The 26,687-nt window shown below is 70.6% G+C and carries 21 protein-coding genes and 1 pseudogene; 9 read left to right on the top strand and 13 right to left on the bottom strand.

What is annotated here, in order from left to right; all coding sequences use genetic code 11:
* Positions 1-93: 93 nt before the first annotated feature.
* Both dnaE and RG19_RS04970 read left to right on the top strand, forming a co-directional pair.
* Positions 94-3,660, top strand: coding sequence for a DNA polymerase III subunit alpha (dnaE, locus tag RG19_RS04975; RefSeq protein ID WP_058834308.1), 3,567 nt, complete (start codon positions 94-96; stop codon positions 3,658-3,660).
* A gap of 140 nt (positions 3,661-3,800) precedes the next feature.
* Entirely contained in the window at positions 3,801-4,760 is a 960-nt protein-coding gene (locus tag RG19_RS04970; protein WP_058834307.1) for an acetyl-CoA carboxylase carboxyltransferase subunit alpha, read from the top strand.
* Between the two features lie 118 nt (positions 4,761-4,878).
* Here RG19_RS04970 and RG19_RS04965 read toward each other — a convergent pair whose 3' ends face one another.
* On the bottom strand, positions 4,879-5,940 hold the full coding sequence (locus RG19_RS04965; RefSeq protein WP_058834306.1) for an NADH:flavin oxidoreductase/NADH oxidase: 1,062 nt from the start codon (positions 5,938-5,940) through the stop codon (positions 4,879-4,881).
* A 112-nt stretch (positions 5,941-6,052) separates the two neighbouring features.
* Here RG19_RS04965 and tilS point away from each other — a divergent pair, with 112 nt between their 5' ends.
* Genes tilS through RG19_RS04950 form a run of 3 tightly spaced genes read left to right on the top strand, consistent with a single transcriptional unit; the run spans position 6,053 to position 8,708 of the window.
* On the top strand, positions 6,053-7,393 hold the full coding sequence (gene tilS, locus RG19_RS04960) for a tRNA lysidine(34) synthetase TilS (protein WP_058834305.1): 1,341 nt from the start codon (positions 6,053-6,055) through the stop codon (positions 7,391-7,393).
* A 9-nt stretch (positions 7,394-7,402) separates the two neighbouring features.
* Positions 7,403-7,684 carry an exodeoxyribonuclease VII small subunit gene (locus RG19_RS04955; RefSeq protein ID WP_058834304.1) on the top strand — a complete coding sequence of 94 codons (282 nt, stop codon included), beginning with the start codon at positions 7,403-7,405 and terminating at the stop codon, positions 7,682-7,684.
* Entirely contained in the window at positions 7,677-8,708 is a 1,032-nt protein-coding gene (locus RG19_RS04950) for a polyprenyl synthetase family protein (protein ID WP_058834303.1), read from the top strand. Before RG19_RS04955 ends, RG19_RS04950 begins: the two co-directional genes overlap by 8 nt.
* 111 nt (positions 8,709-8,819) lie before the next feature.
* Here RG19_RS04950 and RG19_RS04945 read toward each other — a convergent pair whose 3' ends face one another.
* Both RG19_RS04945 and pmbA read right to left on the bottom strand, forming a co-directional pair.
* The gene (locus RG19_RS04945; protein WP_058834302.1) at positions 8,820-9,254 is read right to left on the bottom strand and encodes a DUF4870 domain-containing protein; all 435 of its coding nucleotides are present in this window, start codon (positions 9,252-9,254) and stop codon (positions 8,820-8,822) included.
* Positions 9,255-9,364: 110 nt separating this feature from the next.
* Positions 9,365-10,729: a metalloprotease PmbA gene (gene pmbA, locus RG19_RS04940; protein WP_058836415.1), complete on the bottom strand. Its 1,365-nt coding sequence runs from the start codon at positions 10,727-10,729 to the stop codon at positions 9,365-9,367.
* Between the two features lie 62 nt (positions 10,730-10,791).
* Here pmbA and yjgA point away from each other — a divergent pair, with 62 nt between their 5' ends.
* A complete protein-coding gene (yjgA, locus tag RG19_RS04935; RefSeq protein ID WP_058834301.1) occupies positions 10,792-11,355 on the top strand; it encodes a ribosome biogenesis factor YjgA in 564 nt (187 codons plus the stop codon).
* Positions 11,356-11,425: 70 nt separating this feature from the next.
* Here yjgA and tldD read toward each other — a convergent pair whose 3' ends face one another.
* From tldD to RG19_RS04915, 4 genes are all read right to left on the bottom strand, one after another.
* Complete coding sequence (gene tldD, locus RG19_RS04930; protein ID WP_058834300.1) at positions 11,426-12,877, bottom strand: metalloprotease TldD; 1,452 nt, start codon at positions 12,875-12,877, stop codon at positions 11,426-11,428.
* Positions 12,878-13,006: 129 nt separating this feature from the next.
* Positions 13,007-16,882: a YhdP family protein gene (locus RG19_RS04925; RefSeq protein WP_058834299.1), complete on the bottom strand. Its 3,876-nt coding sequence runs from the start codon at positions 16,880-16,882 to the stop codon at positions 13,007-13,009.
* A 21-nt stretch (positions 16,883-16,903) separates the two neighbouring features.
* Positions 16,904-18,418, bottom strand: coding sequence for a ribonuclease G (gene rng / locus RG19_RS04920; protein ID WP_058834298.1), 1,515 nt, complete (start codon positions 18,416-18,418; stop codon positions 16,904-16,906).
* 94 nt (positions 18,419-18,512) lie between these two features.
* Complete coding sequence (locus tag RG19_RS04915) at positions 18,513-19,094, bottom strand: Maf family protein (protein WP_058834297.1); 582 nt, start codon at positions 19,092-19,094, stop codon at positions 18,513-18,515.
* Between the two features lie 124 nt (positions 19,095-19,218).
* Between RG19_RS04915 and RG19_RS04910 the strand changes: the two genes are divergently transcribed.
* From RG19_RS04910 to RG19_RS18480, 3 genes and pseudogenes are all read left to right on the top strand, one after another.
* Positions 19,219-19,956 (top strand): SIMPL domain-containing protein, encoded by a 738-nt coding sequence (locus RG19_RS04910; protein ID WP_058834296.1) that lies wholly within the window; start codon positions 19,219-19,221, stop codon positions 19,954-19,956.
* A 9-nt stretch (positions 19,957-19,965) separates the two neighbouring features.
* Positions 19,966-20,184, top strand: coding sequence for a hypothetical protein (locus tag RG19_RS18165; RefSeq protein ID WP_058834295.1), 219 nt, complete (start codon positions 19,966-19,968; stop codon positions 20,182-20,184).
* A pseudogene (locus tag RG19_RS18480) lies at positions 20,093-20,605 on the top strand (energy transducer TonB); the annotation flags it as partial. The gene RG19_RS18165 and the pseudogene RG19_RS18480, both read left to right, overlap by 92 nt.
* 118 nt (positions 20,606-20,723) lie before the next feature.
* Here the strand turns inward: RG19_RS18480 and rlmH are convergent.
* Genes rlmH through leuS form a run of 6 tightly spaced genes read right to left on the bottom strand, consistent with a single transcriptional unit; the run spans position 20,724 to position 26,639 of the window.
* Positions 20,724-21,194 carry a 23S rRNA (pseudouridine(1915)-N(3))-methyltransferase RlmH gene (gene rlmH, locus RG19_RS04900; RefSeq protein ID WP_058834294.1) on the bottom strand — a complete coding sequence of 157 codons (471 nt, stop codon included), beginning with the start codon at positions 21,192-21,194 and terminating at the stop codon, positions 20,724-20,726.
* A 7-nt stretch (positions 21,195-21,201) separates the two neighbouring features.
* Positions 21,202-21,591 carry a ribosome silencing factor gene (gene rsfS / locus RG19_RS04895; RefSeq protein ID WP_058834293.1) on the bottom strand — a complete coding sequence of 130 codons (390 nt, stop codon included), beginning with the start codon at positions 21,589-21,591 and terminating at the stop codon, positions 21,202-21,204.
* 28 nt (positions 21,592-21,619) lie between these two features.
* Positions 21,620-22,291, bottom strand: a complete 672-nt coding sequence (nadD, locus tag RG19_RS04890; protein WP_058834292.1) for a nicotinate-nucleotide adenylyltransferase — start codon at positions 22,289-22,291, stop codon at positions 21,620-21,622.
* Between the two features lie 3 nt (positions 22,292-22,294).
* Entirely contained in the window at positions 22,295-23,323 is a 1,029-nt protein-coding gene (gene holA, locus RG19_RS04885) for a DNA polymerase III subunit delta (RefSeq protein WP_058834291.1), read from the bottom strand.
* Between the two features lie 16 nt (positions 23,324-23,339).
* Positions 23,340-23,846: an LPS-assembly lipoprotein LptE gene (locus RG19_RS04880; protein WP_058834290.1), complete on the bottom strand. Its 507-nt coding sequence runs from the start codon at positions 23,844-23,846 to the stop codon at positions 23,340-23,342.
* A gap of 45 nt (positions 23,847-23,891) precedes the next feature.
* Positions 23,892-26,639 carry a leucine--tRNA ligase gene (gene leuS, locus RG19_RS04875; protein ID WP_058836414.1) on the bottom strand — a complete coding sequence of 916 codons (2,748 nt, stop codon included), beginning with the start codon at positions 26,637-26,639 and terminating at the stop codon, positions 23,892-23,894.
* Positions 26,640-26,687 lie beyond the last annotated feature (48 nt).

Below are 26,687 nucleotides of genomic sequence, written 5' to 3'. Positions count from 1 at the left end.
GCCGTCTCGCGCCGCGGCGCGATCCCTGCCCTGTCAAGTCTTGTTCGCCCTACCCGCTGGGCCTAACCTGCGGGCTGACGCGATGCCCGTCCGATGTCCAGCCGATTCGTCCATCTCCATCTCCACAGCGAATTTTCGCTGGTCGACTCGACGATCCGCATTCCGCAGCTGGTCGCGCGTTGCGCTGCGCTGAACCAGCCGGCGCTCGCGGTCACCGACCGCAACAACCTGTTCGGACTGGTGGGCTTCTATCGCAAGTGCGAAGCCGCCGGCATCAAGCCGATCGCCGGCGCCGACGTGATGGTCGCCGTCGACAACGAGCCGGCCTACCCGGTGACCCTGCTGTGCCGGAACCGCAACGGCTACCTGAATCTGTCGCGCCTGCTCACCCGCGCGTGGATGGAGGGTCATCGCAACGATGGCGTGGTGGTACGTCCGGAGTGGCTGAAGGCGGGCGCCGGCGACCTGTTCGCCCTGGTCGGCCGTCACACCGAGGCCGGACGTCTCGCCGCTGCCGGCAAGCACGAACTCGCGCTCGGCTGGCTGGCCGATCTGCAGGCCGCGTTCGACGACCGCCTGCATCTGGAAGTCACCCGTACCGGCCGCGACGGCGAGGCGCATTTCAACGACTTCGCGGTCCATGCGGCTTCCCTGCGCGGCATCCCGCTGATCGCCAGCAACGATGCGCGCTTCCTCGACGCCGAGGGTTTCGAAGCGCACGAAGCACGCGTATGCATCGCCTCGGGCCGGGTGCTCGACGACCCCAAGCGACCGCGCGACTACAGCCGCGAGCAGTCGCTGAAGTCCAGCGAGGAGATGACGGAACTCTTCGCCGACCTGCCCGACGCCATCGACAACACGCTGGCGCTGGCACAGCGCTGCAACGTCGAACTCAGCCTGGGGACGTACCACCTGCCGCAGTTCCCGGTGCCCGACGACCACACGCTCGACACCTGGATCCGCAAGGAGGCCCACGACGGCCTCGAAGAGCGCCTGGCGAAGTATCCGCTCGCACCGGGCCACACCCGCGAAAGCTACATCGAGCGCCTGGACATCGAGCTCGGCGTGATCATCAAGATGGGCTTCCCCGGCTACTTCCTGATCGTGTCCGACTTCATCAAGTGGGGCAAGGAACACGACATCCCGGTCGGTCCCGGCCGCGGTTCCGGCGCCGGCTCGCTGGTGGCCTGGGCGCTGAAGATCACCGATCTCGATCCGCTGCCCTACGACCTGCTGTTCGAGCGATTCCTCAACCCCGAACGCGTGTCGATGCCGGACTTCGACATCGACTTCTGCATGGACCGCCGCGACGAGGTCATCGACTACGTCGCCGCGAAGTACGGTCGCGACCGGGTCAGCCAGATCATCACCTACGGCACCATGGCCGCGAAGGCGGTGGTGCGCGACGTCGGCCGCGTGCTCGGCCATCCCTACGGCATGGTCGACGGCATCGCCAAGCTGGTGCCCAATGTGCTGGGCATCTCCCTGCCCGACGCGCTGGGCCGTACGGAGAAGTCGAAGAAGGACGAGAACTGGCGTTCCAGCGACCTGATCCAGCGCTACCAGGACGAGGACGACGTCCGCGATCTCATCGACCTGGCCCTGCAGCTCGAAGACCTCACCCGCAACGCCGGCAAGCACGCCGGCGGCGTGGTGATCGCGCCCAGTCCGCTGTCCGATTTCTGCCCGCTGTTCGCCGAACACGACGCCGACGGTCGCGGCCGCAACCCGGTCACCCAGTTCGACAAGGACGACGTGGAAGCCGTCGGTCTGGTGAAGTTCGACTTCCTGGGCCTGCGTACGCTGACCATCATCGACTGGGCGGTGAAGGCCATCAACGCCCGCCGCGCGGCCGCCGGCGAAGATGCGCTGGACATCGCCGCGCTGCCGCTCGACGACAGGCCATCGTACGAACTGTTCGCGCGTGGCGACACCGTCGCGGTGTTCCAGTTCGAGTCGCGCGGCATGCGCGAGCTGCTCAAGCGCGCGAAGCCCGACACCTTCGAGGACATCATCGCGCTGGCCGCGCTGTTCCGTCCCGGCCCACTGGGTTCGGGGATGGACAAGGACTGGGTGGACCGCAAGCACGGCAACGCCGAGGTCACCTACCCGCATCCGTCGCTGGAGCCGGTGCTGTCGCCGACCTACGGCGTCATCGTCTACCAAGAACAGGTGATGCAGATCGCCCAGGTCCTGGCCGGCTACACGCTCGGCGGCGCCGACATGCTGCGCCGTGCGATGGGCAAGAAGAAGCCCGAGGAGATGGCCAAGGAGCGCGCCAAGTTCGAGGCCGGCTCGGCCGCGAACGGCATCGACCCCAAGGTCGCGACGTCGATCTTCGACCTGATGGAGAAGTTCGCCGAGTACGGCTTCAACAAGTCGCACTCCGCCGCCTACGCGCTGGTCGCCTACCAGACCGCGTGGCTGAAGGTGCACTACCCGGCCGAGTTCATGGCCGCGGTGCTGTCGTCGGACATGGACAACACCGACAAGGTCGTCGGCTTCCTCGAGGAGACCCGTGCCATCGGGCTCGACGTGTTGCCGCCCGACGTCAACGCGTCGGTGTACATGTTCGAGGCGATCGATACGCCGGAGGCGGACCCCGCCGCGCACGCGGACGTCGGCAAGGCGACGACGATCCGTTACGGCCTGGGTGCGGTGAAAGGCGTGGGCCGCGGTGCCTGCGAGGCGATCGCTGCCGAGCGTGCGCAGGGCGGTCCGTTCGTCGATCTGCTCGACTTCTGCCGCCGCTGCGAGACCGCGCGCCTCAACCGGCGCACGCTGGAGGCGCTGATCCAGGCGGGTGCGCTCGATGCACTCGGCAAGAACCGCGCCTCGCTGATGCTGCAATTGCCGGAGGTGCTCAAAGCCTGCGAGCAGCTCGCGCGCGAGCGCGATGCCGGTCAGGTGTCGCTGTTCGGCGGACCGTCCGAATCCGCCCCGATCCACATCGAACTCGCCGAGAGCACCGAGTGGCCGCTGGCCCAGTTGCTGGCCGGCGAACGCGAAACGCTCGGGCACTTCCTCAGTGGCCATCCGCTCGACCCCTATCGTGCCGAACTCAAGGACCTGCTGGGGCATCACCTCGGCGAACTCGATGCGGTCTGGGCCGGCCGCCCGGATTCCGGGCGCGGCGGCTGGCGCCCGGAAGTGCCGACGATCGTCGCGGGGCTCGTCGTCGGCATGCGCAAGCGCGGCGACTCGCAGGCGTTCGTGCAGTTGGAAGACGGCCGCGGTCGGCTCGAATGTGCATTCTTCGCCGAGGCCGGCCAGGAATACGCATCGCTGCTGACCCGCGACCGCATCCTGATCGTCGAGGGCGGCTTGCGCGAGGACGAATTCAGCGGCGGCTTCGCGCTGCGCGCACGGCGGGCCTGGGATTACCAGCAACTGTGCCCGCAGATCGCCAAGCGCCTCGCGCTGCGCCTCGATCTGCGCGTCCCCGGACTGCTGCGTGATGTCGAGGCCCTGCTCGACGCCCACCGCCCCGGGCAGACGCCACTGCGTTACGACCTGACCGTCCCGGCCGGTGCCGCCGGCCTGCTCGATCTCAACGGCACGCGGTCGGTGCGGGTGGACGCCGAGCTGATCGGCGCGCTGCGCGCGCGCGACGGCGTGGACGTGCGCGTGGCGATGTCGCGGCCCTGGGCAAACGGTTGACCGCGCTTGCGGCCGCCCGTGCCACCCGCATTGCGCCATCGCGATTCAGGTACGACCGGGTCCGGCCATCCCTACCCGGTCGTACGGGGGGACCGCGCCCTTCGCGGTAGACTGTCGCACTTTTCCGGCCGAGTCCGCCGATGAATCCGAACTACCTCGATTTCGAGCAGCCCATCGCCGATCTGGAGGCGAAGATCCAGGAACTGCGCCAGGCCAGCACCGGTCCCGCCGTCAATGTCGAGAGCGAAGTGCTTGCCCTGCAGGAGAAGCTGCGCCGTCGTACCGCGCAGATCTTCCGCGACCTCAGCCCCTGGCAGGTCTCGCAGCTCGCCCGCCATCCGGCTCGCCCCTACACCAGCGATTACATCCGCTTCGTCTGCGACGAGTTCCAGGAGCTCGCCGGCGACCGCGCCTACGCCGACGATCCCGCCATCGTCGGCGGTCTGGGCCGCATCAACGGGCGCAGCGTGATGATCATCGGTCACCAGAAGGGCCGCGACACCAAGACCAAGGTGCGCCGCAACTTCGGCATGCCGCGGCCCGAGGGCTATCGCAAGGCGCTGCGCCTGATGAAGATGGCGGAACGTTTCGGCCTGCCGCTGCTCACGTTCATCGACACGCCCGGCGCCTACCCCGGCATCGGTGCCGAGGAGCGCGGCCAGTCCGAAGCGATCGCGCGCAACCTGATGGAAATGGCGGAGCTGAAGATTCCCATCGTCTGCACCGTCATCGGCGAAGGCGGCTCCGGCGGCGCACTCGCGATCGGCGTCGGCGACCGCACGCTGATGCTCGAGTACAGCACCTATTCGGTGATCTCGCCTGAAGGTTGCGCCTCGATCCTGTGGAAGGATGCGGCCAAGGCCAAGGATGCCGCGGAACAGCTCGGACTCACCGCACGGCGGTTGCACGGGCTGGGCCTGGTCGACAAGGTCATCCGCGAACCGATCGGCGGCGCGCATCGCAATCCGCGCCAGACCGCGATCCGGCTGAAGTCGGTCCTGCTCAACGAACTCGAATCGCTCGACGCCTTGCCGACGACCGAGTTGCTCGACCGCCGCTACCGCCGCCTGCGCGGCTACGGTGCTTACGAGGCGGCTTGAGCCGCCGCACTCGCACTCGCACTCGCACTCGCATCATCGGGGGGATGCTCCCGCGACCTGCGGGATCACCCCATTCCCGCCCGTCACGCGCCGCAGCGCGCGGATCCCCGACCGACGGTCACCACGCGCGCAGATACTGCACCGGCGCCGGGACCTCCGCGCCCAGCGCATGCGCGGCCCGTTGCGGGAAGTACGGGTCACGCAGCAGTTCGCGCGCCAGCAGCACCACGTCAGCATCGCCGGCAGCCAGGATCGCCTCGGCTTGCCGTGGCGTGGTGATCAGCCCCACCGCACCGGTCGCGATCCCCGCCTCGCGACGGATGCCCGCCGCGAACGGCACCTGGTAGCCCGGCGCGACCTCGATCTCCTGCCACGGCACGAGACCGCCACTGGACACGTCGATCAGATCGACGCCGAGCGCTTGGAGGCGCTCGCTCAATCGGATGCTCTGCGCGAGATCCCAGCCGCCCGGCGCCCAGTCGGTGGCCGACAGGCGCACCCACAACGGCAACTCGTCCGGCCACACCGCGCGCACCGCCGCCGTCACCTCCAGCACCAACCGTGCCCGGTTCTCGAACGCGCCGCCCCAGCCGTCGGTCCGGGTATTGGTCAGCGGCGACAGGAACTGATGCAGCAGGTAGCCGTGCGCAGCATGCAGCTCGATCAGGGTGAAACCCGCCTCCAGCGCGCGCAGCGCCGCGGCGCGGAAGTCGTCCACGACCTGCTCCAGGCCCGCCTCGTCGAGCGCGCGCGGAACCGGATAGGCCGAATCGTAGGCGGCGTCGGTCGCACCCACCACCTCCCAGCCGCCCTCGACGACCGGCACGGCACCCCGGCCGCGCCGCGGGGCCCAGGTGCTGGCCTTGCGGCCTGCATGCGCGAGCTGGATCGCAGGCACCGCACCCTGGGCAGCGATGAAATCGGTCACCGGTCGCCATGCCGCCACCTGGGCTTCGTTCCACAGCCCCGTGTCCTCGGGCGAGATGCGCCCTTCCGGCGAGACCGCCGTGGCTTCGGCCATCACCACGCCGGCGCCGCCCGCCGCGCGGCTGCCCAGGTGCACCAGATGCCAGGCATCCGGCAGGCCGTCGCGTGCGCTGTACTGGCACATCGGCGAGACCACGATCCGGTTGCGGAACGTGAGCGCACGCTGCGGCAGGGGTTCGAACAACACACTCATCGCGGACTCCGAAGCACCGGGACATTCCAGAAGCCCCACTCTAGGGCATCGTCGCGACCGGCTCGATGCGACAGGCGAATCGCAGCATTGCGCACCATGGCACCATGCACGCATGACGTCCGCCCCCACCCCCGCGCCGTGGATCGACGCCGAGCGCGACGGACCCGTGCTGGTCGGATACAGCGGCGGCCTCGACTCCACCGTGTTGCTGCACACCCTGGCGGATCGTCCCGACCAGCGCGCGCGAGGGTTGCGCGCGGTCCACGTGCATCATGGCCTGCATGCGGCCGCGGACGGCTGGGCCGCGCACTGCGCCGCGGTCTGCGCCGATGTCGGCGTACCGCTGCAGATCGTGCATGTGCGGGTGGACGGCAGCGGTGGCCATGGGCCGGAGGGCGCGGCACGCCTGGCACGCCACGCGGCGTTTTCCGGGCTGCTCGCCGATGGCGAGATCCTCGCGCTCGCGCATCATCTCGACGACCAGGCCGAAACCTTCCTGCTGCGTGCCCTGCGCAGCGCAGGCCCGGACGGCCTGGGCGCGATGCGCTCCTGGCGCCGCCACGACCGCGGCTGGCTGTGGCGGCCGCTGCTCGACACGCCGCGCACGGACCTGGCCACCTGGGCACATGCGCGGCACATGCGCTGGGTCGAAGATCCCAGCAATGCGGCCGTCGACGCCGATCGCAACTTCCTCCGCAATGCCGTCCTCCCCGTGCTGCGTAACCGCTGGCCGCACGCGGGTGCCGCCTTGGCGCGTAGCGCGCGGCTGTCCGCACAGGCCGTCGACCTGCTCGCCGACGAGGACGCAGGCGCACTGGCGAGCGCCGCGACGCTGGATCCCGCGGTGTTGCGGGCCGAGATCGTGCTCGCGCTGCCCGCCGCGCGCCGGGCACGGGTGCTGCGGCGCTGGATCGACACGCTTGGCCTGCCGTCCCTGCCGGCGCAGGGCGTCGCGCGGATCGAGCGCGACCTGCTGACCGCGCGCCCCGATGCGGATGCAGCCTTCGCCTGGGCCGATGCACGGGTGCTGTCCTGGCGCGGCCTGCTCCACGCCGCGCGGACGCAGCCACCGCTCGCGCCGGACCTGGATCTGCCATGGTGGGGCGACACGGCGCTCCACCTGCCCGATGGTGGATGCCTCGTTCTGGAAGGCCCTCGCGGGGTGCGCTTCGAGGCACCGGTCCGTGTCCACGCACGCCGCGGCGGCGAGCGCATCCGCCTCCCCGGTCGCACGCACGCACATGCGCTCAAGCACGTGCTGCAGACGCTCGATGTCCCGCCCTGGGAGCGAGCCCACCTGCCGCTGCTCTCGACACCGGACGCAACGCTGCTGGCTGCCGGCGACCTGGCGATCTCAGCGTCCCTCGACGCCTGGCTGCGCAGCCGCGAGGCCCGCCTGCGCTGGACGTCGCCGGGGCACGATCTCCACGGCAGGCGCACGCCGGCACGGTAGAATCCGTCCATGGCACGCAAGCAGACCCCACAGGTGTCCGAAGACGACACCCCCGCATCGCCGGTCGCCGATTTCGAATCGTCGCTCGACCAGCTCGAGACGCTGGTCGAACGCATGGAAGGCGGCGAACTCAGCCTGGAGGACTCGCTGGCCGCTTACGAGCGCGGCGTCGGTCTGTACCGTCGCTGCCAGCAGGCGCTGGAACAGGCCGAGCTCCGGGTACGTCTGCTCGCCGATCCGGCCCGACCGGAGGTATCGGAGCCGTTTCCGCCCGCCGGCGACGATGCCTGACGCCACGGCCGTGCCGCTCGACCGCATCGCGCACTGGCGCCTACGCGCGGATGCCGCGCTCGCGACCGCGCTCGACGCCCGCCCGGCGGCCGAGCCCCATCTGCATGCCGCCATGCGCCACGCGGCGCTGCTCGGCGGCAAACGCATGCGTCCGCTGCTGGTCTACGCCACCGGCGACCTCTTCGGGCTGCCGGCCGATGCGCTCGACGACGCGGCCGCGGCGATCGAATTGATCCATGCCTACTCGCTGGTCCACGACGACCTGCCTTCGATGGACGACGACGCCCTGCGCCGAGGCCAACCCACCGTCCACGTCGCGTTCGGCGAGGCCACGGCGATCCTGTGCGGCGACGCCCTGCAGGCGCTGGCCTTCGAACGACTCGCCGGCGCGGCGCTGCCGGCGGAACGGCGCGTGGCGATGCTCGGCGAACTCGCGATCGCCGCGGGTGCGGCGGGCATGTGCGGCGGTCAGGCCCTCGACCTGGCCGCGACCGGGGGCGGGGCGCCAGGAACACCCGGTGCGGGTCGGGCTTCCGGTCACGAGGAGACGCCGCTCCGGGCGCAGCCTCCGAACAGCGGCGCCGATCACGCATCCGATCAGCCCGCATCCGGGCACCCTGATGACGATCAGCCCGCTTCCGAGCGGGTATCCGCTCTCGAACGTCTGCATGCGCTCAAGACCGGCGCACTGCTGCGTGCGGCAGTGAGGCTGGGGGCCCTCGCCGCAGATGCCGACGCGGAGGATGTCGCCCACCTCGATCGTTTCGCCGATGCGCTCGGGCTCGCGTTCCAGATCCGCGACGACCTGCTCGACGTGGAGGGGGACACCGCCACCCTGGGCAAGACCGCCGGCAAGGACATCGCCCAGGCCAAGACGACGTTTCCCGCGCTGCTGGGCCTGGACGCCTCCCGTGCGCGCCTGCAGGGCCTGGGCGACACGATGGATGCCGCCCTGGCATCGTTCGGTCCGCGCGCGCGGACACTCGCCGCGCTGGGACGGCTGGCGATCGAACGCGACCGCTGACCGCCCGCGGAACGATGCCGGCGTCAGCACCCGGAACCCGAAAAGGGATGCTGGGGAACACCCGCCAGGAACGGCCGCTGCGCCCGTTTCCTCCCGTTCGCCTGCCTCCCGTCAGTTCAGGATCCGGATGCTCAGCGGATAGCGATAGCGCTGTCCGTTCCATGCCGCGATCGCAGCCAGGATGCTGCACACCAGCCACATCACCGCGATGGCCATGACCGCGACCAGCAGGGCCAGTCCGGCCGGGAGGGTCAGGATCACGCCCAACCCCAGGGTGAGCACAGTGGCACCGACCAGCACCGCGCCGAACGCCAGCGCCACGGCGGCGTAGACCAGCATCGACAGATTGAAGTTGACCGCCTCGCGCGCATGCTCGGCGATGAACGGCGAACTGTCGCGCTTGAGCAGCCAGATCGCACCGGCGCCGATGACGCCGGCCACGCCGACCAGCCAGCTGGTCAACAATGCGAGCACCAGCGCCGCGAGATGCGCCGCCATGGCCCAGCCGCGCTCTTCCTGGGTGGTGATGGGGTCGAAGGTCGACATGGTCCGTCTCCTGGTCGTCGCGCCGATCGCGCCGTCTTTCCCATCATGGGTACGCCGGCATCCCGGACCAACCCAACCGATGGCCTACACGCGACTGCGCGGGCGGGACATCAGCCGCCGGCGACGGTCATGCGATCCAGGAGGATCGGTCCGACGCGGATGTGCGAACGCGGATCCCATTCGCCGCCGACCGCCTGGATGCCCTGATACATCGTTTTCAGGTTACCGGCGATGGTGAGGCCGTCGACCGGGTACTGGATCTCGCCGTGCTCCACCCAGAAGCCCGCCGCCCCGCGCGAGTAATCGCCGGTCACGCCGTTGACGCCCTGCCCCATCAGCTCGGTCACCAGCAGGCCTCGTCCCATCGTGCGCAGCATCGACGCCAGATCGCCGGCGTTCGCGCCGATTTCGAGGTTGTGCACGCCGCCCGCATTGGCGGTGGTCTGCAGGCCGAGCTTGCGTGCCGAGTAACTGCCCAGCACGTAGCGCTGCAGCACGCCATCCTCGACCAGCGACGACTCGCGCGTCGCCACGCCCTCGTCGTCGAACGCCGCCGAGCGCAGTCCGCGCGGCAGGAACGGCCGCTCCCGGATGGAGAACCACTCCGGCAGGATCCGCTCGCCCGCGCCGTCGAGCAGGAAGCTGGCGCGTCGGTACTGCGACCCACCGGACACCGCGCCCAGCAGGTGCCCCACCAGCGAGCGCGAGGTTTCCATCGAGAACAGGACCGGCAAGGCACCGGTGGGCATGGGCCGGGGGCCCAGCCGCGACAGCGCGCGGGCGGCGGCCTTGCGTCCGACCGCGTCGGCCGCTTCCATGTCCTCGCGCGCCAGGCCCAGGGTGTACCAGCCGTCGCGCTGCATCGCCTCGCCCTTGCCGGCGATGAGCGCGCATCCGAGGCTGTGGTGGGTGTCGCGGCCGGCGCCGACGAAACCATGCGAGTTCGCGTAGACGCTCAACGACTGGCCGCTGCCGAACGAGGCGCCGTCGGAGTTGTCGATGCGCGGATCGCTGTCGCGTCCGGCCTGCTCGCAGGCCAGTGCGAGTGCGACGGCCTCGTCGGCATCGACCGCCCACGGATGCCAGCTGTCGAAATCGCGCAGGTCGCGCGCCATCAGCGCCGCATCGGCCAGACCGGCCGCGGGATCGGCCTCGGTGAAGCGGGCGATCGCGCAGGCCTGTTCGACCGTGGCGACCAGGCTCTCTTCGCGCAGATCGGCGGTGCTCGCGCTGCCCTTGCGTTGGGCGAAATAGACCGTGAGCGACACCCCGCGATCGCGCGTGGCCTCCACCGTTTCCACCTCGCCGAGGCGCACGCCGATGTTGAGGCCGCGCTCCTCCGAGCAGGCGACCTCGGCCTGGTCGGCGCCGCGCGCGCGGCACAGCGCCAGCACCTGGCCGGCGATCGCCTGCAGGCGATCCAGCCGCACGCGGCTGTCGTCGGTGGCGCCGGCAGCGGACGCGTGCGAGAGCACCTGGTTCAATGGCTTATCCTTCTGGTTTGCAGGCCGGCATCGGACCGGAGACGGGAACGGGTATGCGTGGAATCGACGAAGACACCGGCGAGTACTTCTCGCCCAGCCGCAGCGAACAACGGCGCGGCGCCCTGGAGACCCTGGCGCTGGGCGAGAAACTGGCGCGCCTGAGCGATGCGCAGCTGGAAAAGCTGCCGCTGCCCGAGGCGCTGTTGCCGCACATCAAGGAAGCGCGCCGGATCACTTCGCACATCGCGCGCAAGCGCCAGCTCGCCTATCTGGCCAAGCAGATGCGCCGCGAGGACGACGCCACCCTCGAGGCGATCCGCGATGCGCTCGATGCCGGCGGCGAAGCGGCGCGTCAGGAAACCGCGCTCCTGCACCGGGCCGAGACCTGGCGCGAGCGGCTGCTGGACGAAGGCGATCCTGCGCTGGGCGAGCTGCTCGCCGCGCATCCGGACGCCGACCGCCAGCACCTGCGCCAGCTGGTCCGCAACGCGATGCAGGAACGCGCGAAAAACAAGCCGCCGCATGCCTATCGGGAACTGTTCCGCGCGCTGCGCGACCTGCTGCAGGCGCAGGCGTCGCCACACGAAGACGAGGACGCCGACGCCGGCGACCCGTAGGCCTCCCGGAGACCATCGAGCGCCGCTGCGCGCAGCGTACCGGGAGCGTCCGGTCGCGATCGCCGGCCGCTCACGCCTGGGTCCCACCCACGGTCAGGCCATCGATCAACAGCGACGGCTGGCCCACGCCCACCGGCACACTCTGTCCGTCCTTGCCGCAGACGCCCACGCCATCGTCGAGCGCCAGATCGTGGCCGATGCGGGCGACCTTGCGCATGGTTTCAGGCCCGTTGCCGATCAGCGTCGCGCCCTTGACCGGCGCGGTGATCCGGCCGTCCTCGATCAGATAGGCCTCGGTGGCCGAAAACACGTACTTGCCGCTGGTGATGTCGACCTGTCCGCCCCCGAAGTTGACCGCGTACAGGCCTTTCTTCACCGAACGGATCATGTCCTCGGGATCGTCCTGGCCGGCCAGCATGTAGGTGTTGGTCATGCGCGGCATCACCAGGTGGGCGAACGATTCGCGCCGCCCGTTGCCGGTCGGCGCCACGCCCATCAGGCGGGCGTTGTGGGTGTCCTGCATGTAGCCGGCGAGCACGCCGTCCTCGATCAGCGTGGTGCAGCCCGTCGGTGTGCCTTCGTCGTCGACGTCGAGCGAACCGCGACGCCCGGCCAGGGTGCCGTCGTCGACGATGGTCACCCCCTTCGCCGCCACCTGTTCGCCCAGGCGCCCGGCATAGGTGCTGGTGCCCTTGCGGTTGAAGTCGCCTTCCAGCCCGTGGCCGACCGCCTCGTGCAGCAGCACGCCGGGCCAGCCTGCGCCCAGCACCACCGGCATGACCCCGGCGGGCGCATCGACCGCGTCCAGGTTCACCAACGCCTGCCGCAGTGCCTCGCGCGCGAAGTGCTCCGGCTTGCCGTCGGCCAGCAGCACGTCGTACCCGTGGCGGCCGCCGTAGCCGGCATAGCCCGATTCGCGGCGCCCATCCTGTTCCACGATGACCTGCACGTTCAGCCGCACCAGCGGTCGCACGTCGCCGGCGAGCACGCCGTCCGAACGCGCCACCAGGACGGTATCGACCACGCCCGACAGGCTGACCATCACCTGCTTGACCCGCGGATCGGCCGCGCGCAGCAGACGATCGAGATCGCGCAGGGCCCCGACCTTGGCGGCGCTGTCGAGGCCCTCGATCGGATCGAGCGCCGGGTACAGCCGCGCACGATCCCGCCCGCGCGCGTTCACCTGCAGCGGCGCGTGCGCACGGCCATCGCGCGAGATCGCGCGCGCCGAGCCGGCCGCCGCCAGCAGCGCGGCCGCATCGATGTCGTCGGAGTAGGCGAAGCCGGTCTTCTCGCCGGCGATGGCGCGCACGCCCACGCCCTGCTCGATGGCATGGGCGCCGTCCTTGACGATGCCATCCTCCATGCTCCAGCTCTCGCGCCGGCTGTGCTGGAAGTAGAGATCGCCGAAATCGACGCCCGGCCCCAGCAGCGCGGAGAAGGTACTGTCGAGCTGACGGACATCGAGGCCTGCGGGCGTCAGCAGGCGGCGTTCGGCGAGTGCGATGGGGGATTCGGACATCCGCTCAGGATGGGGGGCGAAGGCCGCCGGAACAAGCGGCGTCGATGACGAGCCGTCACGCGCTAGGCGCCATTGGCAAGAAAGAACAGCACGGACCATGGCATCCGACGGGCGTTCACGGCCCGCTCTTCAGGGTTCCGTTGCGTCGACTGGCGGTTCCGATGGCGCCGGATCGCCCGCCGGCTGTCGGCGCGATCCGGCGGCGCGCTGCGGTTCACGCCGGATCACCTCGACCTCGGGGTCGCGCCACGGGCCACTGACGCGGTAGGTCGTGGCGCCGATCTCTCCCAGCGGCCGGCGCAGGACCACGTTGGCAGCCGCGCCCACGGCCGCGCCGATCGGGCCGCCGGTCAACGCACCCACCGCGGTCAGCAGGTTGCCCGACTTGGGATGCACGTCGATGGTCTGATCGTACGTCTGCCCGCGCAGGTCGGCGCTGCCGCGGATCCGGATCTCCGCCGCCGGCGCGTCGATGGTCAAACCCTCGCCGCGCGCCTGGCCACCGGCGAAGTGGACCTCGCCCGACATTCGGTTGAATGCGAGACCACGGTCGAAGAAGTCGCGGAAGTCGAGCATCAACCGGCGTGGCAGTTCGGCCACGCTGAGCAGGCCGAGCAGGCGCCCGGCACCCGGCTCCACGTCGACCAGCTGCCCGTCGCGGATCGACAGCGCCAGATGTCCGGACAGACTCGCCAGATCGAGGTTCGCGGGACTGCCGCGCCAGTCCACTTCGAAATCGATCCGCCCGTTGCCGCCCTGCAGCAGTTCGCCCTGTCCCAGCGCGGCCATCAACGCACCGTAGTCGCCGCTTTCGATCTCCACGTCGGCTTGCGTCCGCTGGTCGACGCCCCGACCGCGCCAGGCACCGGTGATGTCGACCCGCCCGTCCACGCCTTGGGCGCGCAGGTGATCGACCTGCAGGCCATCGGCCACCGGACGCGTGCGCAGCGAGGCTTCGCCCAGGCGCGCCCGGCCCAATCGCAGTTCGGTCACGTCGATCTGCAGCGCCGGCACCCGCGAGGGGTCGATGCCGTCGTCCGCGGGGTCGGCCTGCGGCAACGCGGCCGCCTGCGCCGGCGCCACGGGTGCGCCTTCGGCTTCGGGACGCTGCCAGTACAACCGCTCGAACCGGCCCACCAGCGGCATGCCGCCTTCGGGCAGGCGGACCGCGCCCACCAACGCCGGGCCTTCGAAGCCGAGCTCCGTCCCTGCGGCGCCGGGTGCCGCGCGGATCCGGGTCTGCGGGAACGTCCCGCCCAGCAGCACCAGGCGATCGGCGACCAGGTCGATGCGCCGCAGCGGCAGCCCGTCGCCGTCGCCTGCGGCCAACAGACCCGCCCACTCCAGCGCATCCAGCGCGTCCGTGCGGCCGGCCAGCACAATGCCGGATGCCGGCGGCGGCCGCGCCGCTTCGCCGCCCAGCGCGATTCCCAGGCCGGTACCAGCCGGCGTTTCGCGCGCACGCACCTGCAGCCGGTCGCCCAGTGCCACCACGATCTCGTGACCGTCCTCCAGCGGCAGGCCCACGCGCACCTCCGTCGGCAACGGAACATCGGCGGGCTTCGCCAGCGGCGCCGGCAACGCCAGCGCGGTGCCGCGCAGGTCCGAGCGCAGGCTCAGCTCGGCCGGCGCGGTGCCCGCCTGCACCGTGCGCGGGACCCGGACGCCGACCGTCCAACCCGAGCGCCCATCCACGTGCGGGCGCAGCCATGCCAGCGTATCGACGCGGTCGAGGAGCGCGGCAATGGCGAAATCGGCCTGCAAGGCGCCTTCAAGCGCCTGCGCCGGATCCTCCACATGGCCTTCGCCGGCGGCGAGCCGCAGTTGACCGTCGCCGCCTTCGGCGCGCACGCGCAATGTGGGCGCGCTGAATCCGTGCTCGTCGTAGCGCAGCGTGCCGTTGACCTGCTCGAGGTCCAATGTCCATGTGCGCTCGGAGACCCGCACATCGTCGAGATCGACCTCGCCGTCGATCTGCGGCGGGACGCCCTCCCCGAACGGCAGCGTCATCGCGAAACGCCCCCGCGCCGGCCCCACCGCCTGCAGCTCGTCCAGCGCCGAAAGCCCCTCGTACAACGGGGTCTGGCGCAGCATGTCGAACATCGCCGAGACATCGGACTGCGCCTGGGCGCGGACCTGCAGCTCGGCGTCGGCGAAGCTCGCGATGCCGCCCTCGATCTCCGGGATCTCGACCCCGGCCATGGCCGCGTGGCCGCTCACCTCGAAGCCGTCGGCGACGAACCTGACATGGCCCTCGAGCGCGTCGATCGCAGGCCAGTCCGGCTGGAACCGCAACACCGCGCCGGCCAGATCGCCCTCGGCCTGGAACAGGCCCGGGGCCGGCTGCCCGGGCGCGGCCCGGAATGGCCAGTCGTCGAGGTCGCCGGAGACCACCGCGCGGCCGTTGCGCACCCGACCGTCGACGAGCGCCGCGTCCAGCCATGCAACGGCCGCCTCCGGCATCCGGTGCCGGACCCAGAAGCGTCTGGCCACCGGCACGGCGGCATCGTCGAGCTCGGCGGCCAGGTCGATGCGCGGGCGGCTGCCATCGGCGTCGAAGCCCAGCCCTCCCCGCACGGTGGCGGCATAGCCCTCGCCTTCGACGCGCAACGCCGGCGTCGCGATCTCCCAGCCACCGTCACCGTGCCAGGCCACGATGGAGCCGGCCAGGCGGATGTCGTGCGGCGCGCTGAAGCCGGCGGGCCAGTCGAAGCGCCAGCGCGCCCGGGGGTCGGGCGTGAACACCACGCCATCGGCATCGCCCTTCAGCGTTCCCGCCACACCCGACATGCCGGGCGCTTCGCCGCGGCTGGCGAACGCGAGATCGTCCAGCCGCGCCGCGATCCGCATGGCACCCGTGGCGGGATCACGCGCGAACGCCACATCGGTGGCCACCACCCCCGGCTGCACATCGCGCAGCCAGGTCCGCACCCCGTCGGGCAGCCGGTCCGACAGCGGCAGCAGCGCCAGCAACGGACCCAGGTCCACCCGCGCCGCGGCGACGGCCTGCTGGACACCCATCGCCATCGCGATGCCGTCCAGCGACTGCACGTCGTCCGCGGACCCGAGCCGCAGGCGGGGGGCGTCGAGGCGCCAGCCGCCCGGGGTAACCCGCCAGTCGAGATCCGCCTCCAGCCGCTGGAACTGGACCTCGGCGGCGTCTGTGGCATCGACCGCCTTCAGCGTCAGGCCCTCGAACGCGACCGTCGCCCGCGCCGCGACCATCCGTCTGGCCGTCAACGTGATCCACGCCCCCACGTCGCCCTGCCCGCCGGCCACCGCGACACCGGCATAACGCAACAGCGGCGACCAGCCGTCCAGTTCGGCACGCTCGATACCCGCCCACACCCGACCATCGCCGCTGCTGCGCGACAGCTCCAGCGCCACCTGCACCGGCGCGTGCGTTTCCACCCGCCAGGCGCGCCCGGCGATGCGCACGCGGTCGCGCTCGACCTGGAGGCGCAGGTCGATTCGCGGCACATGGGTCCGAATGCCCAGCTCAGGCGCGTGCAGATCCAGACTGCCGCCCAGCACCTGCACCTCCCCGAGCCGCTCCAGGCCGGCGAACGGATCGTCGCGCCCGGGCCCCTCGCCCGGCAGCCCGTGCACATGCCAGCTGCCGTCGTCGCGGCGCTCCAGTTCCAGATGCACGTCGCGCAGCCGCAATTCGGTCAGGGAACGTCCCGGCAGCAGGCCGGCGTACTGGGCGACCAGGATCTCCGCAGCACCGATCTCCACGGCATCGTCGTCGGCCCCGACCCGAAGCCCGTCCACGCGCAACAGCGGTCCACGACGGGTCCACTCGGCCTCGAGCGCATCGAAACGCACGGGCCGGCCGGCACGCTCGCTCAACCAGGCGGCGACCCGCTCGGGGTGACGCTCGGCCAGCGGCATGAGCTGCGACGCGATCCCGGCCACCACGGCCATTGTCACCAGAATCGCAGCCAGCAGATACCACGACCAACGCCCGGCGCGCCGGGCATGCCGACGGATCGCCGGGCTCATCGGGAGGGGACCGGACCGGCGCTACAGCAGGACGACATCGAACTGCTCCTGCAGGTATTGCTCGTCGGCCTGGAACCGGATGCTCTTGCCCAGGAATTCCTCCAGCTCGGCAACGGCGGTGGATTCCTCGTCGGTGATCCGGGCCACGACCTTGGGCGAGGCGATCACCAGCAGGCGCGCGGATTCGAACTGGCGCACCGCGCGCACGATCTCGCGGAACACCTCGTAGGTCACCGTCTCGGCGGTCTTGACCACACCGCGACCGCTGCACGCCGTGCAGGTCTCCGACAGTTGGCGCTCCAGACTCTCGACGGTGCGTTTGCGGGTCATCTCGACCAGGCCCAGCGGCGAGAAGTCGTAGACCGTGGTCTTGGCGTGATCCTTGGTCAGCGATTTCTCCAGCGTGCGCAGCACCTGGCGCCGGTGCTCCGGATCGACCATGTCGATGAAGTCGATGATCACGATCCCGCCCAGATTGCGCAGCCGCAACTGCCGCGCCGCCGCCTGCGCCGCTTCCAGATTCGTGCGGTAGACGGTTTCCTCGAGATTGCGCTGTCCGAGGAAGGACCCGGTATTGACGTCGACGGTGGTCATCGCCTCGGTCTGGTCGATCACCAGGTAGCCGCCGGACTTCAACGGCACCTGCTTGTCGAGGGCACGCTGGATCTCGTCCTCCACGCCGTAGAGATCGAAGATCGGCCGCGCACCGGTGTAATGCTCGATCCGCTCGGCCAACGCGTCGCCGTCGCCGTCGGCCAAGGCCGGCATGTACTGCGCGGCGAACCCGCGCAGGCGTTCGAAGGTCTCGCGCGAATCCACCCGCACCTTGTCCACGTCGCGACGCATCAGATCGCGCACCGCGCGCATCGGCAGGGTCAGGTCTTCGTAGACGCAGGTGCCCAGGCGTGCGGCCTGCGCCGCCTCGCCCACCAGCGCCCAGGCCCGCGCCAGATAGGCGATGTCCTCGGCCAGCGCCTCCGGCGGCTGTCCCTCGGCATTGGTCCGGACGATGTAGCCGTGCGCGCCGGCCTGTTGGGCGAGATCGGACACCAGCGTCTTCAGGCGACGGCGCTCGCCGTCGTCCTCGATCCGCGCGGAAATGCCGACCACGCTCGATTGCGGCAGCAGCACCAGGTAGCGCGACGGGATGCTGATCTGCGTGGTCAGGCGCGCACCCTTGGTGCCGATCGGCTCCTTGACCACCTGCACCACCACATCCTGTCCTTCCCGCAGCAATTCGGCGATCGGCGGCACCGGGGTCGGCACCGACGGCGCGCCGGCCTCGGCATCCATCTCAGGCGGCGGCAGCGCGCGCATCACGTCGCTGGCGTGCAGGAACGCCGCCCGATCCAGGCCGATTTCGACGAACGCCGCCTGCATGCCCGGCATCACCCGTTGCACACGGCCCTTGTAGATGTTGCCCACCACCCCACGGCTGCCACCGCGCTCGATGTGCAGTTCCTGCAGCATGCCGTTCTCGACCACCGCGACCCGGGTCTCGCGCGGCGTGACGTTGATCAGGATTTCCTCGGACATGCCCGGCCCTATTCGAAGGTGATGCCGCGGTCGCGGCCGAAAGCGACGCAGGGCGCCGCCGTGTCCGTGCTGCACCCGTGCGTCGGGGTTCCGCTCATCGCACGCCGCCCGCGTGCAACAGTCCGGCTGCCCGCAGCAACGCCGAAGTGGCGTGCAGAGGCAGCCCCATCACGCCCGAGTGACTGCCCGACAGGTGCCGGACGAAGCGCTCCGCGCCACCCTGGATGGCGTAAGCGCCGGCCTTGCCGAATGGCTCGCCACTGGCGGCGTAGGCCGCGATGTCGCGCGGATCGATCCGCTCGAACGTGACTTCGGTGGCCACCAGCGCTTCGCTCAGTCCTTGCGCAGTGCGCAAGGCGACCGCCGACAGCACCCGGTGCGTGCGCCCCGACAGGCTTTCCAGCATCGCCACGGCATCGGCCGCATCGGCCGGCTTGCCGTAGACCCGATCGTCGAGCACCACCTCGGTGTCCGAGGCCAGCACCGCTTCCGCGGTGGTCGACGCCGCCCGCCAGCCGGCTTCGACCTTGTCGCGGGCGACACGGCACACGTAAGCCTCCGGTGTCTCGCCCGGTGCGCGCAATTCGGGAACATCGATGTCCAGGACCGAGAACGGGACGCCCAGACGCCCCAGCAATTCGGCCCGCCGGGGCGATTTCGAAGCCAGCAGCAGCATGCCGACAAGGATACCCGTCCACATCGCCGGCCACTGCGCCGCGAACGCGATTAACCCCGTTCAGGCTCACGGCCCGTTCACCGCTACGCACCGACCCTTTCATTCGAAACCGGAGACATCCCGCATGATCCTGCGCCCGCTTGCCGCCGCCCTCCTCGCCGCGACCCTCGCCACCGCCGCCATGAGCTCCCACGCCCAGACGCCGAACGCCGCAGCCTTCCAGACCGCGCCCGACAGCACCCTGCTCTCCGTCAGCGCGCAGGCCGAGGCCAGCCGCACGCCGGATGTGGCCACGATGTCCGCCGGTGTCGTGACCCAGGCGGCCGATGCCAACGCCGCGTTGCGTGCCAACGCCGAGCAGATGAACCGCCTGATGCGTGCGATCCGCGAGGCCGGCCTCCAGGACCGCGACATCCAGACCTCCGGCCTGAACATCTACCCGCAGTACCGCCATTCGGAGAACGAATCGCCCACGATCACGGGCTACCAGGCCAACAACACGGTGAGCGTGAAATTGCGCGACGTGGCCCGGATCGGCGATGTGATCGATGCCCTCGTCGCCAACGGCGCCAACCAGGTCAACGGTCCCAACTTCGAGATCGACCAGCCCGAGGAGGCCTACGACGAGGCGCGCCGCAAGGCGATCGAGCTGGCTCGCAAGCGGGCCGACATGTATGCCGAATCGCTCGGCCTGCGCGTGCGCCGCATCGTCAGCGTCAGCGAAGGCGGCGGTTTCAACCCGCCGGTGCCGATGATGCGCATGGCGGCGATGGATGCAGTCCAGGCGACGGGCAGCCCAATTTCTCCGGGCGAGAACACCGTGTCGATTTCCCTCGATGTGGTGTTCGAGCTCGGCCGCTGAGGAGGACGTATGACCCCGCGCGACACGACCCCGCACGAATCGGACGATTCCCGCCACGACGGCACTCCCGGCAAGGATGACGCGGCCGACTCGGGCTACGCCGAACGCCAGCCCCGCGATCACGACGACGCCCGCCATCGCGGCGAGCGCCGCAAGCCCGATCCCGATCAGGGCGGACTGGACCGCACCCCCGGCGACGACCCCGATCCCGCTGCGGACGGCGACTGACCCGGAGCGGCGGCGCAGATCGCCGCACCGGCATCGGGACCACCATCGGCCAGGCCCGCGTCCGCGGGCCTGGTCTTTTCGTTGCGGGCGGAACCGTCATCGGATCCACACGCCGTCCGGCGCGTCCTGCGGTCGCCCCGAGCGCGCCGACGCTCGCGCACCCGGCCGCGGGCCCCGCGCCGGTTTCCGCGGTGACGGCCGACGGCAACGTCCTGCGGTACGCGCACGCCACGGCACCGCCCTCCCCCCGGCAGCGCTCCGCCATGGCCTGCAGGGCACCGTCGTCCTGCGGGTGCTGGTGGACATCGACGGTCGCCCGCTGGAGGTCGCCATCCACGGCAGCAGCGGGCATCGCGTCCTCGACGAGGCGGCACGTCGCCACGTGCTCCGGCAATGGCGCTTCGAGGCGGCACGTCAGGACGGCATCGCGGTCGTTCGAACGGGTAGGTCCCGGCGGACTTCCACCTGGACCGCCAGCAGGTCGCACGCCCCGGCGCGCCTCCGGTCCGGGCGATGCCGTCCGGACCGGCGACGCGCGCTCAGGCGCGGTGATACGGATGGTTGGCCAGCAGCGCGGCAGCGCGATAGAGCTGTTCGGCGGCGACCAGCCGCACCAGCATGTGCGGCAGCGTCAGCGGACCGAGCGACCAGCGCTCGTCCGCTCGCTGGAGGACCGCATCGGCGTGGCCTTCAGGGCCACCGATCAGGATCGCGAGGTCGCGCCCCTGTCCGCGCCAGTGCTCCAGGCGACGTGCGAGATCCTCGGACGAATGCATGCGGCCACGACCGTCGAGCGCGACCACCGTGGCTTGTTTCGGCAGTGCGGCCAGGACTCGCGTCCCCTCGTCCTGACAGGCGCGCACCGGGTCGCGGCTCTTGCCGCGCAGGCCGGGCTCGATCTCGGTCAGATCCAGCGGCAGCCAGTGCGACAGCCGCTTGCGGTACTCGGCGAAGCCGTCCGCCACCCAGGCCGGCGCACGTTCGCCGACGGCGATCAGGCGGGCCTTCACCGCCGGCTCAGCGCTCCGGCGGCTCGTCGCCGACCGTCCACAGCCGCTCGATCGCGTAGAACTCGCGCACGCGCGGCAGCATCACGTGGACCACGACATCGCCCAGGTCGACCAGCACCCACTCCGCCTCGCGCTCGCCCTCGACGCCGAGCGGCTGCACATCCAGGCGCTTGGCGTACTTCACGACTTCGTCGGCGATGGATTTCACGTGCCGGCTGGAAGTGCCGGACACCACCACCATGTAGTCGCAGACGCTGGTCTTGCCGCGGACATCGATCTCGACGGTGTCCTTCGCCTTGAGCTCTTCGGTGGCGGCGCGCACCTGCGTGAGCAGATCGTCGGCAGCCGGCGGCGGGTTGGGCAGGCGGGTCTTGATGACTTGGGCGGGGCTGGTCAAAGCGATGAACTCTTGGATTTGGGGCGGATTATAGCCGCGCGTCCGCGTCCGCGCCGTGTGCATAGAGACCGGCCTCACGGATTTCCGCCGCGACCGCCGGCGGCACCAGGGACGCCCAGGGCTCGCCCGCGGCGATCCTGCGCCGGACTTCGGTCGCCGAGGCGGGGTGCAACGGCTGGCGAAGCCGCAGTACGAGACCGGCCGGCGCCGTGCGCAACGCATCCGGCGACGTCACCCAGCGCCCGGCGAGCGCTTCGACCAGTACGGCTGGGAGTCCGGCATCGTCGTCCCCGTCGCGTTCGGCGACGACGAAATGGCTCAGGTCCAGCAGTGCGCGCCACTCCTTCCATCGCGGCAGACCGCGAAAACCGTCCGCCCCCAGCAACAGCGCGACAGGCCTGCCCGGTTCGGCCGCCCGCTGCGCGCGCAGGGTGTCCACGGTCCAGCTGCGTCCCGGACGTTCCACTTCACGGCGGTCCACCTGTAGGCCCGGCTCGCCAGCCACAGCGTGTTCGAGCATCGCCACCCGTGCCGACACGCCGGCTCCCGGGGCCGGGCGGTGCGGCGGGTCCGCGGCCGGCATCAGGTGGATCGGCACCCCGAGCAGATCGCGCGCGGCGCGCGCCACGGCGAGATGCCCCTCGTGGACGGGATCGAAGGTGCCGCCGTAGAGCACCAGCAGCGGGGGGGCCTCGCCCATCGTTCAGTTCGCCAGCGTCACGGCGTTCGGCTCCGCCACCGCGACCAGGAGTCGCTCCAGCGCCTGCCAGGCGTCGCCGGCCGCGCGGCCCTTGGCGATGCGGTCGATCCGACCCGCCTCGGCGATGAACCGTTCCCAGCGCGCCGGCGGGTGCCGCTGCAGGGCGCGCCGGTACACCGCCTGTTTCGATTCCCACACGCGCTGCGCACGGAACTCGCTGGCCAGATTGCCACCGCGCGCCTGCACCCGCGCCAGCGCCGCGGCGCGCTGCAGCTCCATCACCACCATGCCCATCAACGCCGGCACCGCCTCGCCCTCGGCGCGCAGGCCGGCGAGCATGCGCACCGCCTGCGCCGCCGCGCCCGACAGGGCGGCATCGACCAGGCGGAACACGTCGAAACGCGCCGCGTCGGCCACCAGATCGTCCATCCGGGCAGCATCGAGTATGCCGCCCTCGGCCAGCAGCGCGAGCTTTTCGACCTCCTGCGCCGCCGCCAGCAGATTGCCCTCGACCCGGTCGGCGAGGCGCTGCACGGCCTCGCGGTCGGCGGCCAGCCCGCGCCCGCGCAGGCGCCGCTCGATCCACTCCGGCATTTCGTGAGGCTTCACGCTCCAGGCGACCGCGACCAAGCCGACCCGGGCGACCGCCTCGCTCCACTTGCCGCCATGCTGCCGGCTCCACTCGCCGCCGGTGATCAGCAGCAGGACATCGTCCGGCGGCGCCTCGCAGAACCCGCTGATGACCGCGGCGCCGTCCTTGCCCGGCTTGGTGGTGGGCAGGCGGATCTCGATCACCCGGCGGGCGGCGAACAGACTCGGCGCACGCAGGCTGGCTTCAAGGCCGCTCCAGTCGATGTCGCGCCCGTCCGGCTCGAACACCTCGCGTTCGGCGTAGCCCTGCGCACGCGCGGCGACGCGCACCGCATCCGCGGCTTCGAGCACGCGCAGCATTTCGGGACCGGCGATCAGGTACACGGGTCGCAAGGCGCCCTGCCCCAGCTGGCCGGCCAGGCGCTCGGGCGTCAGTTCCATCGTGCCGCCCGGCCGCTCACGGCTGGCGCGAGGCCCCGTCGATCCGGCGCACGATCGAGGCCACCATCTCCCGACGCATTTCGCGGCTGAGCAGCTCGCGCTCGCTCTCGGTGCCGATCAGCTCGTCCGCACTCTGGGTGAAATCGCGCGCCATCTCGATCGCCTGCTGCGGCACGATGTCCTGGCCCTGCGCGTCGCTCAGTCTGAACACGACCGCGTAACGCAGCGAGTACTCCAGCGCACGCCCTGCTTCGTCGATCGCGATGGGCGTGGTCGCCCAGCGCTCGGACAGCACTTCCAGCGTCGCCACATCCCGCGTGGCTGCGGGCACCACCTGGGCGCCGGCACGCTGCAGCGCCATTTCGATGGGATCGATCAGCGGGCTGAAGCGGTCGCTCGCGATCACCCGCACCGGCCCGAGGTCAGGCGGCAACGTCAACGCGTTGCGAAGGTGAAACCCACAGCCGGCGAGCAGCAGGGCCGACAACAGGACGAGCGGAAGAGACCGGAGAAATCTGCGCATGGCGGGAGTCTGGACGACGTGGAGGGGGGCGGCAAGCGGACCGGCTCAGCCGGCCACGATGTTCACGATCTTGCCGGGAACGACGATGATCTTGCGGACCTGGAGCCCTTCCAGGAACCGGGCGACGTTGGGCTCGTCCAGGGCGGCGGCCTCGATGGCGGCACGCTCGGTGTCGACCGCCACCTCCAGGGTACCGCGCAGCTTGCCGTTGACCTGCACGGCCAGGGTGACCGCGTCGCGGGCCAGCGCGGCTGCGTCGGCGACCGGGAACGCCTTGTCCTCGAGCAGGGTCTGCGCATGGCCCAGCGCCTGCCACAGGGCGTGGCTGGCGTGCGGGGTGATCGGGTTGAGCATGAGCACCATGGCCTCGAACACCTCCTGGCGCAGCGCGCGGGCGTTGTCGCTGGCGTCGTCGAACTTCGCCACATGGTTGAGCAGTTCCATGACCGCCGCGATCGCGGTGTTGAAACTGTGCCGGCGGCCGTAGTCGTCGCCGACCTTCTGGATCGTCTCGTGCAACTGGCGGCGCAGGGTCTTCTGCCCGGCATCCAGCGCGGCGATGTCGAGCGCGGGCGCAGGTCCCGCCTCGACATGACGCGAGACCTGGTTCCACAGCCGACGCAGAAAACGCGCCATGCCCTCGACGCCGGCCTCGTTCCACTCCAGCGACTGCTCCGGCGGCGCGGCGAACATCGAGAACAGGCGCACCGTGTCGGCGCCGAACTTGTCCACCATGGCGCGCGGATCGACGCCGTTGTTCTTGGACTTGGACATCTTCTCGATGCCGCCGACCGAGACCGGCTGGCCGTCGGCCACCAGGGTGGCACCGGTCACCCGGCCCTTGTCGTCGCGTTCCACCGCCACGTCCGCGGGGTTGAACCAGTCCTTGCCACCGTTCGCGGTCTCGCGGAAGAACGTCTCCGCGATCACCATGCCCTGGGTCAGCAGGTTGACGACCGGTTCGTCGCTGTCGAGCAGTCCCTGGTCGCGCAGGAGCTTGTGGTAGAAGCGGAAATACAGCAGGTGCAGGATCGCGTGTTCGATCCCGCCGATGTACTGGTCCACCGGGGTCCAGTACTTCGCCCGTGCGTCGACCATGTCGGTCGCGCCGGGCGAGGTGTAACGGGCGTAGTACCAGCTCGACTCCATGAAGGTGTCGAAGGTGTCGGTCTCGCGCTCGGCCGCACCGCCGCACTGCGGGCAGGTGGTCTGGCGCCAGGACGGGTCGGACTTGATCGGCGAGCGCACGACGCCGGCCTTGAACGCGTCGGCGACGTCCTCGGGCAGCACCACCGGCAACTGGTCCTCGGGCACCGGCACCGCGCCGCAGGCATCGCAGTAGATCACCGGGATCGGACAGCCCCAGTAGCGCTGCCGGCTCACGCCCCAGTCGCGCAGACGGAAATTGACCTTGTGCGCGCCGTGGCCGTCGGCCTGGAAACGCGTCACCAGGGCCCGGAACGCCGCATCGAAATCCAGCCCGTTGTACTCGCCGGAATTGATCAGGAACCCGCGTTCGGTGTAGGCGCCCTGCTGTTCGATCGCGTCGAGATAGCGCTGGACCACCGCGACCGCGGCCGAGGTGTCGTAGGCATCGACCGAACCGCCGGCCAGGGCGGCCTGGAACGGGTCGGCGTCGTGGGCGACGTCGCCGACCACCTCGTTCAGCGCATCGCGCACCGCCGCCGGCACGATCACCGGCCGCACCGGCAGCCCGTAGGCCTTGGCGAACTCCCAGTCGCGCTGGTCGTGCGCGGGCACCGCCATCACCGCACCGGTGCCGTAGCCCATCAGCACGAAGTTGGCGACGTAGACCGGGATGTCCTCGCCGGTGACCGGGTGGATCGCCCACAGGCCGGTCGCCATGCCGCGCTTGTCCTGGGTTTCCAGCTCCGCCTCGGAGACCCCACCCTGCTTCAGCTCGTCCAGGAACGCGGCCAGCTCGGGATTGCCTTCCGCGGCCTTGAGCGCCAGCGGATGCTCGCCGGCGACGCTGATGAAGGTCACGCCCATCAGCGTGTCCGGACGGGTGGTGTAGACCGTCAGCGGCGCCTCCGCGCCCTCCACCCGGAACCGGATCTCCAGGCCCTCGCTGCGGCCGATCCAGTTGCGCTGCATGGTCTTGACCGATTCCGGCCAGCCCGGCAACGCGTCCAGGCCGTCGAGCAGCTCCTGCGCGTAGTCGGTGATCTTCAGGAACCACTGCGGAATCTCGCGCTTTTCCACCAGTGCACCGGAACGCCAGCCGCGCCCGTCGACCACCTGCTCGTTGGCGAGCACGGTCTGGTCGACCGGGTCCCAGTTCACGACGGCATTGCGGCGGTAGGCCAGGCCCTGCTTCATCAACCGCACGAACATGCGCTGTTCGTGCACGTAGTAGTCCGGCTGGCAGGTCGCGAACTCCCGGCTCCAGTCGATCGCGTAACCGAGCGCCTTGAGCTGGCCACGCATGTGCTCGATGTTGGCGTAGGTCCACTTGGCCGGCGCGGTGCCGTGCTTGATCGCCGCGTTCTCCGCCGGCAGGCCGAAGGCGTCCCAGCCCATCGGCTGAAGCACGTTGCGGCCGTTCATGCGCTGATAACGGCTGATCACGTCACCGATGGTGTAGTTGCGCACATGGCCCATGTGCAACGCCCCGGACGGGTACGGCAGCATCGACATGCAGAAGAACTTGGCGCGACGATCGTCCTCGACCACCTCGAAGGCCCGGGTCTCGTCCCAGAACCGCTGCGCGGCCGCCTCCACGGTGTCCGGTCGGTAGGCGTGCGGGGCTTCGGATGCGGGGGCGTCGATGGACACGGCGGCTGCTGGAGTTCGGAACAGCCGGCAAGACTAACCCAG

This window comes from Luteimonas abyssi, from assembly GCF_001482195.1.
In the GTDB taxonomy this organism is placed as follows: domain Bacteria; phylum Pseudomonadota; class Gammaproteobacteria; order Xanthomonadales; family Xanthomonadaceae; genus Luteimonas; species Luteimonas abyssi.
This window is presented reverse-complemented; position numbering and strand designations above follow the sequence as displayed.

Excerpts from the sequence above, each read along its gene's own strand:
- dnaE (WP_058834308.1), top strand. The coding sequence starts at position 94 with ATGTCCAGCCGATTCGTCCATCTCCATCTCCACAGCGAATTTTCGCTG.
- RG19_RS04970 (WP_058834307.1), top strand. The coding sequence starts at position 3,801 with ATGAATCCGAACTACCTCGATTTCGAGCAGCCCATCGCCGATCTGGAG.
- RG19_RS04965 (WP_058834306.1), bottom strand. The coding sequence starts at position 5,940 with ATGAGTGTGTTGTTCGAACCCCTGCCGCAGCGTGCGCTCACGTTCCGC.
- tilS (WP_058834305.1), top strand. The coding sequence starts at position 6,053 with ATGACGTCCGCCCCCACCCCCGCGCCGTGGATCGACGCCGAGCGCGAC.
- RG19_RS04955 (WP_058834304.1), top strand. The coding sequence starts at position 7,403 with ATGGCACGCAAGCAGACCCCACAGGTGTCCGAAGACGACACCCCCGCA.
- RG19_RS04950 (WP_058834303.1), top strand. The coding sequence starts at position 7,677 with ATGCCTGACGCCACGGCCGTGCCGCTCGACCGCATCGCGCACTGGCGC.
- RG19_RS04945 (WP_058834302.1), bottom strand. The coding sequence starts at position 9,254 with ATGTCGACCTTCGACCCCATCACCACCCAGGAAGAGCGCGGCTGGGCC.
- yjgA (WP_058834301.1), top strand. The coding sequence starts at position 10,792 with ATGCGTGGAATCGACGAAGACACCGGCGAGTACTTCTCGCCCAGCCGC.
- tldD (WP_058834300.1), bottom strand. The coding sequence starts at position 12,877 with ATGTCCGAATCCCCCATCGCACTCGCCGAACGCCGCCTGCTGACGCCC.
- RG19_RS04925 (WP_058834299.1), bottom strand. The coding sequence starts at position 16,882 with ATGAGCCCGGCGATCCGTCGGCATGCCCGGCGCGCCGGGCGTTGGTCG.
- rng (WP_058834298.1), bottom strand. The coding sequence starts at position 18,418 with ATGTCCGAGGAAATCCTGATCAACGTCACGCCGCGCGAGACCCGGGTC.
- RG19_RS04915 (WP_058834297.1), bottom strand. The coding sequence starts at position 19,094 with ATGCTGCTGCTGGCTTCGAAATCGCCCCGGCGGGCCGAATTGCTGGGG.
- RG19_RS04910 (WP_058834296.1), top strand. The coding sequence starts at position 19,219 with ATGATCCTGCGCCCGCTTGCCGCCGCCCTCCTCGCCGCGACCCTCGCC.
- RG19_RS18165 (WP_058834295.1), top strand. The coding sequence starts at position 19,966 with ATGACCCCGCGCGACACGACCCCGCACGAATCGGACGATTCCCGCCAC.
- nadD (WP_058834292.1), bottom strand. The coding sequence starts at position 22,291 with ATGGGCGAGGCCCCCCCGCTGCTGGTGCTCTACGGCGGCACCTTCGAT.
- holA (WP_058834291.1), bottom strand. The coding sequence starts at position 23,323 with ATGGAACTGACGCCCGAGCGCCTGGCCGGCCAGCTGGGGCAGGGCGCC.
- RG19_RS04880 (WP_058834290.1), bottom strand. The coding sequence starts at position 23,846 with ATGCGCAGATTTCTCCGGTCTCTTCCGCTCGTCCTGTTGTCGGCCCTG.